This window comes from Thiothrix fructosivorans, assembly GCF_017349355.1.
GTDB classification, from domain to species: domain Bacteria; phylum Pseudomonadota; class Gammaproteobacteria; order Thiotrichales; family Thiotrichaceae; genus Thiothrix; species Thiothrix fructosivorans.
This window is the reverse complement of record NZ_JAFMPM010000006.1, coordinates 857,545-874,193: the sequence shown is the minus strand read 5'-3', so window position 1 is coordinate 874,193 and position 16,649 is coordinate 857,545. Positions and strand designations below refer to the sequence as shown.

Genomic DNA, 16,649 nt, shown 5'->3' with positions numbered 1-16,649 from the left:
CTTTTCAACGCAATGCGTTAAGCGGCATTAAGACACTTTCGGGTCGAGCTTGCCAGCTTTGTATTCATTAAACATGACTTCCAGTGAAACTGGTTTGATTTTGCTGGCTTGACCGGCACAACCAAACGCTTCAAAGCGGTCTTTACAAATGCCTGACATCGCTTTGGTTGCTTCTTTCAGGAACTTGCGTGGGTCGAAGTTAGCCTTGTTGTCAAACAAGTGCTTACGGATTGCACCAGTCGATGCCATACGCAAGTCAGTGTCGATGTTAACTTTACGCACACCGTGCTTGATACCTTCAACAATTTCAGAAACCGGTACGCCGTAGGTTTGACCCATATCGCCGCCGTAGTTATTGATGATTTCGAGCCAATCTTCTGGCACAGAAGAAGAGCCGTGCATAACCAAATGAACGGTAGGGATGCGAGCGTGGATTTCTTTCACACGGTCGATACGCAATACATTGCCGGTAGGCTTCTTGGTGAACTTGTATGCACCGTGTGAAGTACCAATCGCAATCGCCAGCGCGTCAACGCCAGTTTTGCGCACGAAATCAGCCGCTTCTTCTGGGTCAGTCAGCAATTGGGAATGATCCAATACACCTTCTGCACCGTGACCGTCTTCTTCGCCCATCATGCCGGTTTCGAGTGAACCCAAGCAACCCAGTTCGCCTTCCACAGAAACGCCGCAAGCATGAGCCAGTTCAACCACTTTACGGGTAGTTTCAACGTTGTATTCGTAGCTTGAAGGAGTTTTCGCATCCGCCATCAACGAGCCATCCATCATCACGGATGAGAAGCCAGACTGGATGGAACGGAAGCAAACTGCTGGTTCAGAACCGTGGTCTTGGTGCATAACCACTGGAATATGCGGGTACATTTCAACCGCAGCCAGTACCAAGTGACGCAGGAATGGTTCGCCTGCGTAAGAACGCGCACCAGCAGAACCTTGCAGGATAACAGGGGAGTTGCACGCATCAGCCGCTTGCATGATGGCGTGGATTTGCTCCATGTTGTTGACGTTGAACGCTGGCATCCCGTAGCCGTTTTCAGCCGCGTGATCCAGTAATTGACGTAATGAAATCAGAGCCATGTTGTTCTCCTCGAAATGTTGCTTAAACTATTAACATCTATAGTATTTATCTTAACCGTTCTGGTGTTCGCCGACGCGCAGGATCTTCATTTGGTTCGTACCCCCCTTCGCGCCCATCAAATCGCCCTTGGTAATAATAACCAGATCACCGTTTTCCACGATGCCCTCTTCTATCATTAACTCGACTGCTTGACGATTCGCTATTTTCGGGTCTTTCATCGGCTCATGCAATTTCACCGGATAAACCCCGCGATACATGCACACCCGCCGTGCCGCTTCATCGTTGGAAGTCAGCGCGTAAATCGGAATCCCCGAACGAATCCGCGACATCCACAACGGAGTTGCGCCCGATTCAGTCAAGGCGGCAATCGCACGCACACCCATGTGATTCGCGGTGTACATGGTCGCCATTGCAATGCCTTCGTCGATGCGTCCAAAGCGTTCATTCATACGGTGTCCCGATTGACGAGTCTCGTTAGAATTTTCCGCTTCTTTGCAAATTGCCGCCATGGTTTTGACAACCAGCGCGGGGTGTTTCCCCGTAGCCGTTTCGCCGGATAGCATCACCGCATCCGTGCCATCCATTACCGCATTTGCCACATCGAAGACCTCCGCCCGCGTCGGGATCGGATTTTCGGTCATGGTTTCCATCATTTGCGTCGCGGTAATCACCGCACGATTCAAAGTACGCGCACGGCTGATCAAGCATTTCTGCGCTTGCGGCAATTTCGCATCGCCGATTTCCACGCCCAAATCGCCGCGTGCAATCATAATCACGTCAGAGGCAAGGATAATTTCATCCCGAACCGCCGCCTCCATCGTTTCAGCGCGTTCCATTTTGGCAACAATCGCTGCTTTGCAGCCTGCTTCCAATGCCAAACGCCGTGCCTCGTGGATGTCATCGGCGCAACGCGGAAACGACACTGCCAAGAAATCCACGCCAATGCTCGCCGCCGCCGCAATGTCTTCCTTGTCCTTGTCAGTCAACGCTTCAGCACTCAAACCGCCGCCGCGCCGATTCAAGCCCTTGTTATTGGAGAGAATACCGCCGTTGATGGCGCGGGTATGGATTTCCTGCCCCTTCACCGCAACGATTTCCAACACAATGCGTCCATCATCCAGCCAGAGTTCATCCCCAGCGCTCACGTCGTTGACCAATTCCTTATAGCCTAAGCCGACGCGTTCTTGATCACCAACGTCACTCGCCAGTTCCGCATCCAAAATGAACGAATCACCGACTTTCAGGGTAATTTTACCGTCTTTAAAACGGGCAATGCGTAATTTAGGACCTTGCAAGTCGCCAAGGATAGCCACCACGCGCCCCACTTTAGCGGCTAATTCACGTACTAATTGGGCGCGAGCAGCATGTTCAGCATGTGTACCGTGCGAAAAGTTCATCCGCACCACGTCCACACCCGCCCGAATGATCGCTTCAATCGCTTCCGGCGTGTCTGTAGCTGGCCCCATAGTCGCTACAATTTTAGTCCTTCTCAATGTAATACCTATTAACTGTGTGCTGTAAAGTGCTTAAGTTTATGCTTGTTTTATGTCATTTGTGTGGGATTGTAGGGGCAATTCATGAATTGCCCCTAACGGAAGGTACTAACCTTCAGCGCGTTTTTCCAACATGGCAACCGCAGGGAGGACTTTGCCTTCGAGGTATTCGAGGAATGCACCGCCCGCAGTGGAGATGTAGGAGATTTTGTCGTAAATATCGTACTTCTGAATCGCAGCGATAGTGTCGCCGCCGCCTGCCAATGTGAACGCTTTAGTTTCAGCCATTGCCATTGAAATCGCTTTCGTGCCTTCGCCGAATTGGTCGAACTCGAATACACCGACCGGGCCATTCCAGACGACAGTGCCAGCGTTCATGATAATGTCGACTAGTTCTTGTGCAGATTTAGGGCCGATGTCGAAAATCATGTCGTCGTCAGCCACATCTTTCGCGTCTTTCAGAACCGCTGGTTCGTTAGCGTCGAATTTCTTGCCGCAAACCACATCCACTGCGATGGGGATGATTGCGCCGCGTGCGGTCATTTTGGTGATCAGCGCATTGGCTGTGTCAACCAAATCATCTTCGCACAAAGACTTGCCCACGTTGTGACCGGTAGCTTTCAGGAAAGTATTCGCAATACCGCCGCCAACCACCAACTGTTCACATTTCTCAGACAACGCTTCCAACACGGTCAACTTAGTAGAAACTTTAGAGCCGCCAACGATAGCCACCATTGGACGCGCCGGGTTTGCCAATGCTTTATCCAACGCCAGCAATTCCTCGGTCAACAACATACCTGCTGCTGCAACCGGAGCAAACATGCCTACGCCGTAAGTTGAAGCCTCAGCACGGTGCGCAGTACCAAACGCATCCATCACGAATACATCACACAGCGCCGCGTATTTCTTGGCGGTTTCTTCAACGTTTTTCTTTTCGCCTTTGTTAACGCGGCAGTTTTCCAGCACGACCAATTCGCCGTCAGCTACCTCAAAACCACCCTCAACCCAATCCTTGATCAAGCGCACGTCTGACCCCAAACGCGCTGCAATATTATCAGCAACCGGCTTCAGGGAAACCGCTTCAGACCACTCGCCTTCGGTCGGACGACCCAAGTGAGAAGTCACCATGACTTTTGCACCCGCATCCATTGCGAACTTGATGGTCGCCATTGAAGCAGTAATACGTGCGTCGGAAGTGACTTTGCCGTCTTTGACAGGAACATTCAGGTCGGAACGGATCAGAACACGTTTACCCTTCAGATCCAGATCGGTCATTTTGATGAAAGCCATGTGGTGGAACTCCTTGCAGAAATCAAATCAGTCAAATAAAGCGCGGGATGATTTATGTGACGGATCTAGGAAGGAGGGCGAGGGATTCCCCGCCCACCCTTGAACCTTAGTTCGCTGCTACGTGCTCAACAAAGCGCAGCATGTTAGCGGTGTAGCCGTATTCGTTGTCGTACCAAGCCACGACTTTCACGAATGTGCTATCCAACGCGATACCGGCTTCGGCATCAAAGATAGAAGAGAAGCCAACGCCACGGAAGTCAGTGGAAACCACTTTCTCGTCGGTGTAGCCCAGTGTCTTGCTCATGTCGCCAGTGGTAGCGGCTGCTTTCATAGCTGCGCAGATGTCAGCGTAAGTTGCTTCTTTGTTCAGCTCAACCGTCAGGTCAACCACGGAAACGTCAGAAGTCGGCACGCGGAATGCCATACCGGTCAGTTTGCCTTTCAGCTCTGGCAGAACCACGCCAACTGCTTTAGCCGCACCAGTTGAAGATGGAATGATGTTTTCCAAAATACCACGACCACCGCGCCAGTCTTTCATGGAAGGGCCGTCAACAGTTTTCTGAGTAGCGGTTGCAGCGTGAACAGTCGTCATCAGACCACGCTTGATGCCCCAGTTGTCGTTCAGAACTTTAGCAACAGGAGCCAAGCAGTTAGTGGTGCAAGATGCAGCAGAAATGATCGCTTGACCTGCGTAAGTGGTGTGGTTTACGCCGTAAACGAACATTGGGGTGCTATCTTTGGAAGGAGCAGACATAACCACTTTCTTCGCGCCCGCTTCGATGTGCTTTTGGCAGCCAGCGTCGTCAAGGAAGAAGCCAGTGCATTCCAGCACGATGTCTACGCCGATGTCGCTCCACTTCAGGTTAGCAGGATCGCGTTCAGCCGTCAGACGTACAGTCTTGCCGTTTACCACCAAGTTGCTGCCTTCAACCGCAACATCACCATTGAAACGACCGTGTACGGAGTCGTACTTCAGCATGTATGCCAGATAATCAGGTGCGAGCAGGTCATTGATACCGACTACTTCGATACCGGGGAAATCTTTTGCAATTGCGCGGAAAGCCATACGACCGATACGGCCAAAACCATTGATACCAACTTTAATTGTCATGAAGAACTCCTCGAAAATTAACCAGATAAAATAGTTGGCGGCTTCCCTCCTCAGAAAAGCCGCCGGGTGTCATTTTGCTTACGCGACGCTGTTGATAGCGTTCAGAACGTTGTCAACAGTGAAACCAAACTGCTTGAACAACTGATCCGCCGGTGCAGATTCGCCGAACGTGGTCATGCAAATGACCTTGCCGTTCAGACCCACGTACTTGTACCAAGCATCGCCGATGGCTGCTTCGACTGCAACGCGAGCAGTGACGGCGGCAGGCAACACCGATTCTTTGTACGCCGCATCTTGCGCATCGAACACGTCACAAGAAGGCATGGAAACCACGCGCACTTTCTTGTCAGATTTCGCCGCTGCTTGCATTGCCAATTCGACTTCAGAACCGGTAGCAATCACGATCACGTCAGGTGTGCCGTCGGTGTCTTTCAACACGTAGCCGCCTTTAGCGATATTGGCAATCGTCGCCGCATCACGTACCTGATGCTTCAGGTTTTGGCGCGAGAAAATCAGCGTGCTAGGGCCTTTGTATTCAATCGCATGTTTCCAAGAAACGGCAGTTTCTACCGCGTCACACGCACGCCAAACCGACATACGCGGGATCATGCGCAGCGTTGGGATTTGCTCAACTGGCTGATGCGTAGGGCCGTCTTCGCCCAGACCGATGGAGTCGTGGGTGTAAACAAAGATGCTTTGAATCTTCATCAACGCCGCCATACGCAGGGCATTACGTGCGTATTCGGAGAACATCAGGAACGTCGCGCCGTAAGGCAGCAAACCGCCGTGCAATGCCATACCGTTCATGATCGCGCTCATACCGAATTCGCGTACACCGTAAGACAGGTAGTTACCGCTGAAATCTTGCGCTTTGCCGTGGCCTGCACTGATGTGCTTGCTGGACTTGTTGAAAGTGTTGTTGGAAGGTGTCAGGTCAGCCGAGCCGCCGAGGAATTCCGGCAACAATGGTGCAAACGCATCCAGTGCATTTTTGGAAGCCACGCGGGTAGCCGGAGATTCAGCTTTCGCATCAATAGCTGCAATCGCTGCCGCAGATGCTTCAGCCCAATTAGCAGGCAATTCGCCAGCCATACGACGCTTGAATTCAGCCGCTTCTGCTGGGTAAGCCGCTGCATAAGCTGCAAACGTGCCGTTCCATGCTTCTTCAGCCGCAGCACCCTTCGCTTTAGCATCCCAACCTGCGTAAACATTGTCAGGAATCGCAAACGGTTCAGCGTTAGTCCAACCCAATGCTTGGCGAGTCAACGCGATTTCAGCGTCACCCAGTGGTGCGCCGTGGCAATCGTGTGAACCAGCCTTGTTCGGAGAGCCAAAACCGATAGTGGTTTTGCAGCAAATCATGGAAGGCTTACCGGTTTCTGCTTTCGCTGCTTCGGTTGCTGCTTTGATCGCGTCAGCATCGTGACCGTCAACGCTCAGCACGTGCCAGCCGTAAGCTTCAAAACGCTTAGGGGTATTGTCGGTGAACCAGCCATCCACTTCACCGTCGATAGAGATATTGTTGTCGTCGTAGAAGCAAATCAGTTTGCCCAAGCCCATTGTGCCAGCAAATGAACACGCTTCATGGGAGATACCTTCCATCAAGCAGCCATCGCCCAAGAACACATAGCTGTAATGGTCAACAATGGTGTGACCCGGCTTGTTGAATTGCGCTGCGAGGATTTTTTCAGCCAATGCCATACCGACAGCGTTGGTGATACCTTGACCGAGTGGGCCTGTGGTGGTTTCAACGCCCGGTGCATAACCGTACTCAGGGTGGCCTGGGGTTTTAGAATGCAATTGGCGGAACGCTTTCAGGTCGTCCATGCTCAGGTCGTAGCCGGTCAGGTGCAGCACGGAGTACGGCAGCATTGAGCCATGACCGTTGGACATGACGAAACGGTCACGGTTTGCCCAAGTAGGATTCTGTGGATTATGGGACATGAAATCGTTGTAGAGGACTTCGGCAATGTCTGCCATGCCCATCGGTGCGCCCGGATGACCGGAATTTGCTTTTTGTACGGCATCCATAGCCAAGACGCGGATTGCGTTAGCCAGCTCACGGCGTGTAGTCATTGACGGGTCTCCTGTAGTTTCAAAGTCTCGTTTTAACCCATCGACGGAATGATGGGCAACAGCAAGGCGTAATCCTAGTATTGGCTGCATCTATTATGACGCAACGCAGCAACAGGTTCACATTTTTTTCACAGACTGTTACCACTCAAGCGCGACCTAAAGCAGTAACAGGAACTCTCCGTATATTTATTATTCAGGGAAGAGTAAAGTACTTGTATTGTGTCGGACTTCTATGGCATGGGCAACTCTCCCTTGTTGGATAGACAGCGCAAACATTAGGGGGATTTTTTGTACTTGCACGACATATCGTATGATGCAAGTCGTGAGTGTTTCGTCTATCATATCGCACTGAATTTAGATACCACCCTTGAGGAGCGTTGCGACGGAAGGTTATTTCCGCCAGGCTCAAGCTGTGGTCGTAAGGGTTAACGGCGCTCAGTCATTTATTTTTTTAAGGAGAATCTGTAATGACTGAGAGAAGTTATCTTTTCACGTCTGAGTCTGTTTCTGAAGGTCACCCAGACAAAATGGCGGATCAAATTTCCGATGCCATTTTGGATGCAATCATTGCCAAAGATCCACTGGCGCGTGTTGCGTGCGAAACCTTGACTAAGACTGGCATGGTAGTCCTCGCGGGCGAAATCACCACCAATGCTGAAATCGACTACGAAGGCATCGTGCGTGGCGTGGTCAATGATATCGGCTACAACAATTCCGAAATTGGCTTTGACGGTCACACTTGCGCTGTCATCAATGCACTCGGCAAGCAATCCCCTGACATCGCGATGGGCGTTGACCGTGCGAAACCTGAAGATCAAGGCGCGGGCGACCAAGGTTTGATGTTCGGTTACGCCAGCAATGAAACCGACGTATTAATGCCAGCCGCTTTGACTTACGCCCACCGTCTGGTGAAGCAACAAGCAGATATGCGCAAAAACGGCACACTGCCTTGGCTGCGCCCAGATGCAAAATCCCAAGTTACTGTACGTTACGAAGGCGGCAAAATCGTTGCCATCGACGCAGTAGTTTTGTCCACCCAACACAGCCCAGACATCAGCTTGGATGACCTGCGTGCAGGTGTGATGGAACACGTTATTTTCCCTGTTCTGCCAACTGAATGGCTACACAAAGACACTAAATTCCACATCAACCCCACTGGCAACTTCGTAATCGGCGGCCCTGTGGGTGACTGCGGCCTGACCGGGCGTAAAATCATCGTTGACACTTACGGCGGTATGGCACGTCACGGCGGCGGCGCATTCTCCGGCAAAGACCCATCCAAAGTTGACCGTTCTGCGGCGTATGCAGGTCGTTACGTGGCGAAAAACATCGTCGCGGCTGGCTTGGCAGATCGTTGCGAAATTCAAGTCTCCTACGCTATCGGTGTTGCGCAACCGACTTCCATCACGGTTGAAACCTTCGGCACTAACAAGGTCGATGAAACCCTGATCGAAAATCTGGTACGCGAACACTTCGACCTGCGTCCTTATGGCATCACCAAAATGCTGGATCTGCTGCGCCCGATTTACCGTGGTACGGCGGCTTATGGTCACTTCGGTCGTGACGACCTTGACCTGCCTTGGGAACGTACTGACAAAGCTGCTGCCCTGCGCTCTGCCGCTGGCCTGTAAGATTTAGGAGATTACAACATGACTACTTTTAACGACTATATCGTCGCTGATATGGGCTTGGCTGCTTGGGGTCGTAAAGAACTCAACGTGGCTGAACACGAAATGCCGGGTTTGATGTCGATTCGCCGCGAATACGCTGAAACCAAGCCATTGGCTGGGGCGCGTATTGCTGGTTCATTGCACATGACCATCCAAACGGGCGTGCTGATTGAAACCCTGAAAGCCTTGGGAGCAGACGTGCGTTGGGCTTCTTGCAACATCTTCTCTACGCAAGACCACGCAGCGGCGGCTATTGCGGCGACTGACACCCCCGTATTCGCGTACAAAGGCGAATCGCTGGAAGAGTACTGGGATTACACCCACAAAATCTTCGAGTGGCCGAATGGCGAACAAGCCAACATGATTCTGGATGACGGCGGCGATGCTACGCTGCTGCTGCATTTGGGCGCACGCGCTGAAGTTGACCCTAGCTTGGTTGCCAAACCTGAGTCTGAAGAAGAAACCTTCCTGTACGCCGCAATTCGCAAACGTCTGGAAACTTCACCGAACTGGTACAGCACCCGTTTGGCGGAAATCCGTGGCGTTACCGAAGAAACCACCACGGGCGTACATCGCTTGTACCAAATGCACGCACGCGGCGAGCTGAAATTCCCAGCGATCAACGTCAACGATTCCGTTACCAAATCCAAATTCGACAACTTGTACGGTTGCCGTGAATCACTGGTCGACAGCATCAAACGTGCTACCGACGTAATGATTGCGGGCAAAGTGGCACTGGTTTGTGGCTACGGCGACGTGGGCAAAGGTTCTTGCCAAGCATTGCGTGCGCTGTCTGCACAAGTCTGGGTCACAGAAATTGACCCGATTTGCGCCCTGCAAGCGGCAATGGAAGGCTACCGCGTAGTAACGATGGAATACGCGGCTGACAAAGCCGACATTTTCGTGACCGCAACGGGCAACTTCCACGTCATCAACCATGACCACATGGCAGCGATGAAAAACGAAGCTATCGTCTGCAATATCGGTCACTTCGATAACGAAATTGACGTTGCTTCACTGGAACAGTACGAGTGGGATGAAATCAAACCACAAGTTGACCACGTAATCTTCCCCGACGGCAAGCGCATCACGCTGCTGGCAAAAGGGCGTTTAGTGAACTTAGGCTGTGCGACAGGTCATCCGTCTTACGTCATGTCATCTTCCTTTGCGAACCAAACCATTGCGCAAATCGAACTGTGGGCAGAACGCGATTCCGGCAAATACCCCTTGGGCATCTACATCCTGCCGAAGCATTTGGACGAAAAAGTGGCTCGCTTGCAGTTGAAAACCCTCAATGCGCAACTCAGCACCTTGAGCCAAACGCAGGCGGATTACATTAACGTTGCAGTGGAAGGGCCTTACAAGGCTGACCATTACCGTTATTAAGATTAGCTAGAATTGGATGTGTTGTCGGACTGAAGTCCGACCTACGGGATTGCTGTAGGTCGTGCTTTAGCCCGACATTTTTGTTAGGGTTAAGGGCAATCACCATGCAAACTGATCGGGTCGTTTGGTACAACCCGCGTCCTATCACCACGGATGCCTGTCGGGTCTGTGGCAATACTCACCACAATCACCTCATTCTGACCGTTGCGCATTGGGCAACCGATTTGGGTGTCATGGATGTGGCGAAGTGTGGCGACTGTGGCAGTGCGTGGTTTCCGAATATGGAACGTTTTCTCGTGCCGTATCCTGATACCCAGATTATTCTGCAAGACCCGGATTTCCCCTACTACATCTACCATTACTTAGAAATCGTAGGCGGGCTAGACTGGAAAGTGAGCCTGTTGGAACGCTTGCCGTTTGCGCAATTCCGTTCCGTGTTAGAAATCGGCTGCAATGCTGGGGTCACACTCGATTATTGCCGGACACAGTGGAATGCCGAGACGGTCATAGGCTTAGAACCTTCCGCCTACGGGGTCATGGGTTCGCGGCTGCTAGAAATACCGATTCTGCCGCAGTATTTGCATGAAGCGACTAGCATTCACGATCAGCCATTTGACTTCATTTACGCCACCGAAGTGCTGGAGCATGTGCCTGACCCGTTGGCTTTTCTGCAAGAAATCAAGCGCTCGCTGACACCCGATGGTATCCTGCTATTAACCACACCGAGGGCTGGCGCATTAAATCTGCAAACGCCAGCGGGTGAGTTACTCGCCGCTTTGTCACCGGGAGCGCATTATTTTTTGCTGTCGCCGGAAAAATTGGCGGATTTGGCAAGCCAAGCCGGTTTCGCATGGTGTCACATCGAGCCATTCGGGATGACGCAAGTGTGTGTACTGGCTGATCACCCTGTTACGCTGGCAAACCACGTCTGGGCAACGCCGCGTATTCGCGATTACTATCAACGCAAAACCAGCCAAACCGTCGCAGATGCACGGGTGCTATTGGGGCATTGGCTCAACTACCACACCTACACCTGCCAGATGGAGCTGCCGGTTGAAGCGACAGTCATTGCTGAAATCGAAACGGCATTGCAAACCCTGTTCGACATTGATTTGGCACAGCCGCAAGGCTTGCTGGAACGGGTCGCGGCAACGGATTCTTTAGTGAATTTGGGCAAGGTCATGCCTTATGCCCTGCCCTATTATTTATACTGGCGCGGTGGCGATTACCTGCCTGTCGCCAAGTTGCTGGTGTTGCAAGGCTTGCAGGTGGACTTTCAAAACTTGTTTGTTTACGACGCGCTGCTGGACAAAATCCGCGAAGCGCAGCCGTTACAAGCACAAGCCCCCACCTCACTTTACCAACGCTTTCAATCCCAATTAAAGCGGTTCAGTGACCGCTTGGTGAGACACAATCATGACTGACGACCATCAACACGATCATCATCACGATGATCTAATTTTCAGCTTCGAGTTTTTCCCGCCCAAAACCGACAAGGGCGCGGAAAACCTACGCGCAGTACGCAACGAATTAGCGGCATTAAACCCACGTTTCTTTTCGGTCACTTACGGCGCGGGCGGCTCAACACAAGCGAATACGCTCAATACCGTGCTGGAAATCCAACGCGATTCGGGCATTGAAGCCGCGCCACACTTGTCGTGTGTGGGTTCAAGTGCTGAACAAATCCGCGAGATTCTGGACACCTACCGCAATAACGGCATCAAGCACATTGTCGCTTTACGCGGTGATTTGCCATCCGGTTCACGCGACTTGGGGCAGTTCCGCTACGCCAATGAACTGGTGGAATTCATCCGCAAGGAAACCGGCGACCATTTCAATATCGAAGTGGCGGCTTACCCCGAAATGCACCCGCAAGCGCCTAACCTCAAAGTCGACATCGACAACTTTGTACGCAAGGTGAATGCAGGCGCGAACAGTGCGATTACCCAATACTTCTTCAATGCCGATGCGTACTGGCATTTTGTGGATGAATGCGTGAAAAAAGGCGTGGAAATCCCCATCGTCCCCGGCATTATGCCGATCACCAATTATTCACAATTGGCGCGTTTTTCGGATATGTGCGGCGCAGAAATTCCGCGCTGGTTGCGCAAGCAACTGGAAACCTATGCGGATGATGTGGAATCCATCGCGAAATTCGGCGAGGAATTCATCAGCTTGCTGTGTGAAAACTTGCTGGAAACGGGTGCACCGGGGCTGCACTTCTACACCATGAATCGGGTTGAACCCACCATGAGTATTTGGAAAAACATTGGGTTGGCAGACTAATGCGCGTCCCGCGTTTTTATGTGCCGCAACCTTGCGCAGTCGGGCAAGAATGCGTCTTACCCGACACGACGTTTCGCCACGCTATCCAAGTGTTGCGCTTAGGCGTGGGCGAACCACTCATCCTATTCAACGGTGAAGGCGGCGAATATTTCGCACAGATAAGCAACGTCAGCAAACGTAGCGCATCCGTCCAAATTGACAGCTTTGCCGCGATTGATACCGAATCCCCCATCCACCTCACCCTCATACAAGCGGTGATCAAACCCGACAAGATGGATTTTGCCCTGCAAAAAGCGGTGGAACTCGGTGCAAACACCATCCAGCCGCTAATCACACAACGCAGCGTCGTCCGCATCGGCAAAGAGCAAGTGGATAAAAAATTGCAGCACTGGGAGGGGATTGTCGTGGCGGCGTGCGAACAATCGGGGCGTACCCGAATGCCTACCGTACAAACACCCTTAACGCTGGAACGCTGGCTGACAACACCTTTTGCAGGCACACGCTTGATTCTCGCCCCCGGTGATTTCCCACGCATTAATGCCTTGCCAATGGATTTACCGATGCCAGTCTCCCTCATGATTGGCCCCGAAGGCGGCTTCACCGATGCGGAAGTCACGACCTGTGTGCAAGCCGGTGTGCTGCCCGTCTCGCTAGGACCGCGTATCTTACGCGCCGAAACCGCGAGTATCAGCGCGTTAGCCTTGCTGCAACAGCGTTATGGCGACCTTTGAGGCGGCAGCGCTGCCGTGGCTTTTTGCACATATTCATCCAGTGGCAGCGCAGCATTGGCGTGAATATTTAACGAACTCAAAGTCTGGTTGTAATACGGTTCGCTGGAAAATTCATTCTCCAGCGTTACCTGATCCAGCAAGCTAATAGCGCGAATCCCCAGCGGTAACGCGCTCAATACCAAGGCAATCCCCAACGCGGGCAAGCGTTTCTGGCTCAACACCCAGTGCAAATACGTATACAACAACACCGGCAGCAGCAAAAAATCGACACCGCCCACCAATAGCCACGTCGACGGTTTATCCGAGGTGAAGAAATAATCCAGCCAACCACCCATTTCCTGCAAAATCAACGGTATCAACGTAAACAACGACACCACACTCAACGCGGGCGCAAAGTCCCAACGGTGCGTCAGCAAACGTGTCATCCCACCGACCAGTAATGCCCAAAACAATAACCACAACAAGCTCGGCAACAAACCGCTCACGTAAAACAACGGCTCTTTTTGCAAAGCGATCGCGAGGTAATCGTTCCCCAACAACGCCACCACGGTCAACAACAACAATGACAGCGCCCAACGCGGCTTGCACAGCGGCGCAAACACGCTGCTACAGCGACTCATGTAAGTATTTTCTACCGGTGTCTCCACCGAGACCAAGCGTAAGCGCCGATTTCCCAATAACAATTGGCTAGGAATCGGCGCTAATGCGGCTTCTTTCCCCAAAGAGTGCCCATTCAAGCGCGTACCGTTTTCGCTCGACAGGTTTTGAATAAACACCTGCCCTGCCTCATCCTGTTCCAAACGCAAGTGATGCGCTGATACCGAGGTATCCGAGAGAATCACATCATTATCCAACGCCCGCCCAACCCTTACCGGAAAACGCTCCAAACGTTGGTAGTGATGTAAACCCCGCGCTTGGATCTCCAATATCATGGTTGCCATTTGAAATCCCCCAACATACGTTGCAACAGTGCCATACCACTCGCAAAAGTCGTGCCCGTCATATCCAAATTGAACAACATCCCCTGCTTAGGATGCCCAACCAACGCTGCCGTCACCAACAAATCACTTAAGCCTGCGTAGTGATGGTAATCGCGGCGGCATACCGTCATCTTGAATTCCTGTTCCGCCACCACGGTGAAATCGGTAAAACAGTTCCAATTCGTCACATCCTGCTTACCCGCTTCGCTGGCTGAAACACTGACATTTTTGATTTCGTATTGGCGGTAAAACCGCGCTGGTATCAGCTTATCCGCATCAAACCAAATGTATTCGTAGGATAACGTGCCGACTTCCAGCCCCTCATCCAAATAAATGCTGCTCTCATTGCCACATTGCGTGAAATAAGAACGCATTAAATCATCGGGGCTAGGTTGCTCACTATTATCCCAACAACGAGTCGTGCCCTCGATGTCGGTGGGCACCATGAAACTGCCCGTGCGCTCAATCTTCCATTGCATGGTTTGCAAACGCTGCGCGTACTTATCCGCATGGTTGCGTAATTGCTCGGTAATTTGCTGGGAAACAGCGTCATTCGCTTTAAAATCAGCCTGCTGGAGGTGCTCCAGCATTGTACTCAAGTGTTCCGCTGGCACTAAATAGCTCATGCCATTCCCAGAAGTCGCCACATTCACGCCCACCACCTCCTTGTTATCGTTCAAGGTAGGGCCGCCGCTCATACCGGGGTTGAGGCTACCGGAAAATAAAATATTACTGTCATCGCTGGATTTCATTACCCCGTTATTCGTGCCTTCCACAATGGAAAAGCCCTTATCCATCGGATTGCCGAGCGAATACAAGCGTGCCCCTTTTGGTGGCACAGGCACAATCTGCAACGGTTTGCCCAACGGTTTATCGGCTTTGAGCACTGCAAGGTCATGAATCACATCAACTGCCAACAATTCCAATGGCCCTGTTTCACCCGATGTCGACAAATAGTCCAGCGCAAAATCGCCTTCGGGATTATTGATATACGTGCTGACCACATGGTAATTCGTGGCAATAATATTGGCATCCATCACCACAAACGCCGAACCAATCGCATTCTTTTTGCCGGTTTGCTGGTTAATGACCCGCACCTGATACACCGATTGCTCCACATCGGAATAAATCGTAGACGATGTGTTTTCTGCCCAAACGGGCGCAGCGACCCATAGGGTCGCTAACAGAAGAAGGCGTTGTAACAGCACTAGGGCATTCCTTGCAGCTTAGAGGCTCGCAAACACATCTTTAGCAATGGCGATGGTTTCATCGAGATCGGCTTGGCTGTGCGCATTCGACACAAACCCTGCTTCGTAAGCGGATGGTGCAAGATACACGCCATGCTCCAGCATACCGTGGAAGAAGCGGTTGAATTGCGCCACATTACACGCCGTCACCTGTGCGTAGGTATCAATCCGTGCTTCAGCAGTGAAGAACAAGCCAAACATACCGCCCACTTGCTGGGTCATAAACGCCACGCCTGCTGCATCAGCGGCATCTTGCAAGCCCTCCAGCAAGTAGGAGGTTTTGCTGGTCAATTCCGCATAAAAATCAGCGCGAGAAATGATCTCCAACATCTTCAAACCCGCCGTCATCGCAATGGGGTTGCCGGACAATGTGCCCGCCTGATACACCGCACCGAGTGGTGACAAATGCACCATAATGTCGCGTCTGCCACCAAATGCACCCACAGGCATCCCACCACCAATGATTTTCCCCAACGTGGTCAAATCAGGTTTGATCGAATACACCGCTTGCGCCCCGCCCAATGCCACGCGGAAGCCAGTCATAACTTCATCGAAAATCAACAGCGCACCGGATTGGTCACACACCTCGCGCAAGGTTTCAAGGAAACCATCTACCGGCGGAATACAATTCATATTGCCAGACACGGGTTCAACAATAATACAGGCAATTTCATGCCCACGCGCCGCAAATACTTCGCGCACTTGTGCACTATTATTGTAATCCAGCGTTAAGGTGAATTGTGCCAATTCTGCTGGCACACCAGGGGAACTAGGTTGCCCAAACGTCAATGCGCCTGAACCTGCTTTTACCAGTAACGAGTCACCGTGCCCATGATAGCCGCCTTCAAACTTGACCAAATAATTGCGCCCCGTGAAACCCCGCGCCAAGCGAATCGCCGACATAGTGGCTTCCGTGCCGGAACTGGTCATGCGCACCATTTCAATCGACGGCATGATTTCGCAAATCTTTTCTGCCATCGTAATTTCGAGTTCAGTGGGTGCGCCGTAGCTCAAGCCATCCACTGCGGCTGCTTGCACCGCTGCGACCACTTCGGGGTGCGCATGACCGGCTACCATTGGCCCCCAAGAACCGACATAATCAATCAGGCGATTGCCATCTGCATCCCACATATACGCACCCCGCGCACGGGCAATAAAACGCGGCGTTCCGCCTACGCTACGGAAGGCACGGACAGGGGAATTAACACCACCGGGAATGGTGTGTTTAGCTTGTTCAAACAGGGTTTCGGAACGGGTCACGGCTGGCATCCTTGGCAGAGAGTTGG

General features: G+C 52.0%; 13 protein-coding genes and 1 riboswitch. Of the genes, 5 read left to right on the top strand and 8 right to left on the bottom strand.

Features of this window, described 5'->3' with window-relative positions; genetic code table 11:
* Positions 1-27: 27 nt before the first annotated feature.
* From fba to tkt, 5 genes are all read right to left on the bottom strand, one after another.
* Positions 28-1,092 carry a class II fructose-bisphosphate aldolase gene (gene fba, locus J1836_RS07510; protein WP_207250449.1) on the bottom strand — a complete coding sequence of 355 codons (1,065 nt, stop codon included), beginning with the start codon at positions 1,090-1,092 and terminating at the stop codon, positions 28-30.
* A 51-nt stretch (positions 1,093-1,143) separates the two neighbouring features.
* Positions 1,144-2,586 (bottom strand): pyruvate kinase, encoded by a 1,443-nt coding sequence (gene pyk / locus J1836_RS07505; protein ID WP_207250448.1) that lies wholly within the window; start codon positions 2,584-2,586, stop codon positions 1,144-1,146.
* A 108-nt stretch (positions 2,587-2,694) separates the two neighbouring features.
* A complete protein-coding gene (locus tag J1836_RS07500) occupies positions 2,695-3,876 on the bottom strand; it encodes a phosphoglycerate kinase (protein ID WP_207250447.1) in 1,182 nt (393 codons plus the stop codon).
* Positions 3,877-3,982: 106 nt separating this feature from the next.
* On the bottom strand, positions 3,983-4,987 hold the full coding sequence (gene gap / locus J1836_RS07495; protein ID WP_207250446.1) for a type I glyceraldehyde-3-phosphate dehydrogenase: 1,005 nt from the start codon (positions 4,985-4,987) through the stop codon (positions 3,983-3,985).
* Between the two features lie 78 nt (positions 4,988-5,065).
* Complete coding sequence (gene tkt, locus J1836_RS07490; protein WP_207250445.1) at positions 5,066-7,063, bottom strand: transketolase; 1,998 nt, start codon at positions 7,061-7,063, stop codon at positions 5,066-5,068.
* A 363-nt stretch (positions 7,064-7,426) separates the two neighbouring features.
* A riboswitch (S-adenosyl-L-homocysteine riboswitch) is annotated at positions 7,427-7,507 on the top strand.
* Positions 7,508-7,530: 23 nt separating this feature from the next.
* On the opposite strand from tkt, the gene metK reads away from it, so the two are divergent.
* The 5 genes from metK to J1836_RS07465 all read left to right on the top strand — a co-directional run bounded on the left by metK (position 7,531) and on the right by J1836_RS07465 (position 13,136).
* Positions 7,531-8,694, top strand: a complete 1,164-nt coding sequence (gene metK / locus J1836_RS07485) for a methionine adenosyltransferase (RefSeq protein ID WP_207250444.1) — start codon at positions 7,531-7,533, stop codon at positions 8,692-8,694.
* Between the two features lie 18 nt (positions 8,695-8,712).
* Positions 8,713-10,119, top strand: a complete 1,407-nt coding sequence (gene ahcY, locus J1836_RS07480) for an adenosylhomocysteinase (protein WP_207250443.1) — start codon at positions 8,713-8,715, stop codon at positions 10,117-10,119.
* A 104-nt stretch (positions 10,120-10,223) separates the two neighbouring features.
* Positions 10,224-11,543, top strand: coding sequence for a class I SAM-dependent methyltransferase (locus J1836_RS07475; protein ID WP_207250442.1), 1,320 nt, complete (start codon positions 10,224-10,226; stop codon positions 11,541-11,543).
* Positions 11,536-12,405, top strand: a complete 870-nt coding sequence (gene metF / locus J1836_RS07470; protein ID WP_207250441.1) for a methylenetetrahydrofolate reductase [NAD(P)H] — start codon at positions 11,536-11,538, stop codon at positions 12,403-12,405. Before J1836_RS07475 ends, metF begins: the two co-directional genes overlap by 8 nt.
* Positions 12,405-13,136: a 16S rRNA (uracil(1498)-N(3))-methyltransferase gene (locus J1836_RS07465; protein ID WP_207250440.1), complete on the top strand. Its 732-nt coding sequence runs from the start codon at positions 12,405-12,407 to the stop codon at positions 13,134-13,136. The genes metF and J1836_RS07465 overlap by 1 nt, the downstream gene beginning before the upstream one ends.
* Here the strand turns inward: J1836_RS07465 and J1836_RS07460 are convergent.
* The 3 genes from J1836_RS07460 to hemL are packed head-to-tail and all read right to left on the bottom strand — an operon-like array spanning position 13,121 to position 16,623.
* Positions 13,121-14,077, bottom strand: coding sequence for an FHA domain-containing protein (locus J1836_RS07460; protein ID WP_207250439.1), 957 nt, complete (start codon positions 14,075-14,077; stop codon positions 13,121-13,123). The genes J1836_RS07465 and J1836_RS07460 overlap by 16 nt on opposite strands.
* Complete coding sequence (locus tag J1836_RS07455; protein ID WP_242632763.1) at positions 14,065-15,324, bottom strand: S1 family peptidase; 1,260 nt, start codon at positions 15,322-15,324, stop codon at positions 14,065-14,067. The genes J1836_RS07460 and J1836_RS07455 overlap by 13 nt, the downstream gene beginning before the upstream one ends.
* Before the next feature lie 18 nt (positions 15,325-15,342).
* A complete protein-coding gene (hemL, locus tag J1836_RS07450; RefSeq protein ID WP_207250438.1) occupies positions 15,343-16,623 on the bottom strand; it encodes a glutamate-1-semialdehyde 2,1-aminomutase in 1,281 nt (426 codons plus the stop codon).
* Positions 16,624-16,649: the final 26 nt, after the last annotated feature.

What these genes read in the sequence shown, in the direction of transcription:
- tkt (WP_207250445.1), bottom strand. Translation starts at nt 7,063, where the DNA reads ATGACTACACGCCGTGAGCTGGCTAACGCAATCCGCGTCTTGGCTATG.
- ahcY (WP_207250443.1), top strand. Translation starts at nt 8,713, where the DNA reads ATGACTACTTTTAACGACTATATCGTCGCTGATATGGGCTTGGCTGCT.
- J1836_RS07465 (WP_207250440.1), top strand. Translation starts at nt 12,405, where the DNA reads ATGCGCGTCCCGCGTTTTTATGTGCCGCAACCTTGCGCAGTCGGGCAA.
- fba (WP_207250449.1), bottom strand. Translation starts at nt 1,092, where the DNA reads ATGGCTCTGATTTCATTACGTCAATTACTGGATCACGCGGCTGAAAAC.
- metK (WP_207250444.1), top strand. Translation starts at nt 7,531, where the DNA reads ATGACTGAGAGAAGTTATCTTTTCACGTCTGAGTCTGTTTCTGAAGGT.
- J1836_RS07460 (WP_207250439.1), bottom strand. Translation starts at nt 14,077, where the DNA reads ATGGCAACCATGATATTGGAGATCCAAGCGCGGGGTTTACATCACTAC.
- J1836_RS07500 (WP_207250447.1), bottom strand. Translation starts at nt 3,876, where the DNA reads ATGGCTTTCATCAAAATGACCGATCTGGATCTGAAGGGTAAACGTGTT.
- metF (WP_207250441.1), top strand. Translation starts at nt 11,536, where the DNA reads ATGACTGACGACCATCAACACGATCATCATCACGATGATCTAATTTTC.
- J1836_RS07475 (WP_207250442.1), top strand. Translation starts at nt 10,224, where the DNA reads ATGCAAACTGATCGGGTCGTTTGGTACAACCCGCGTCCTATCACCACG.
- gap (WP_207250446.1), bottom strand. Translation starts at nt 4,987, where the DNA reads ATGACAATTAAAGTTGGTATCAATGGTTTTGGCCGTATCGGTCGTATG.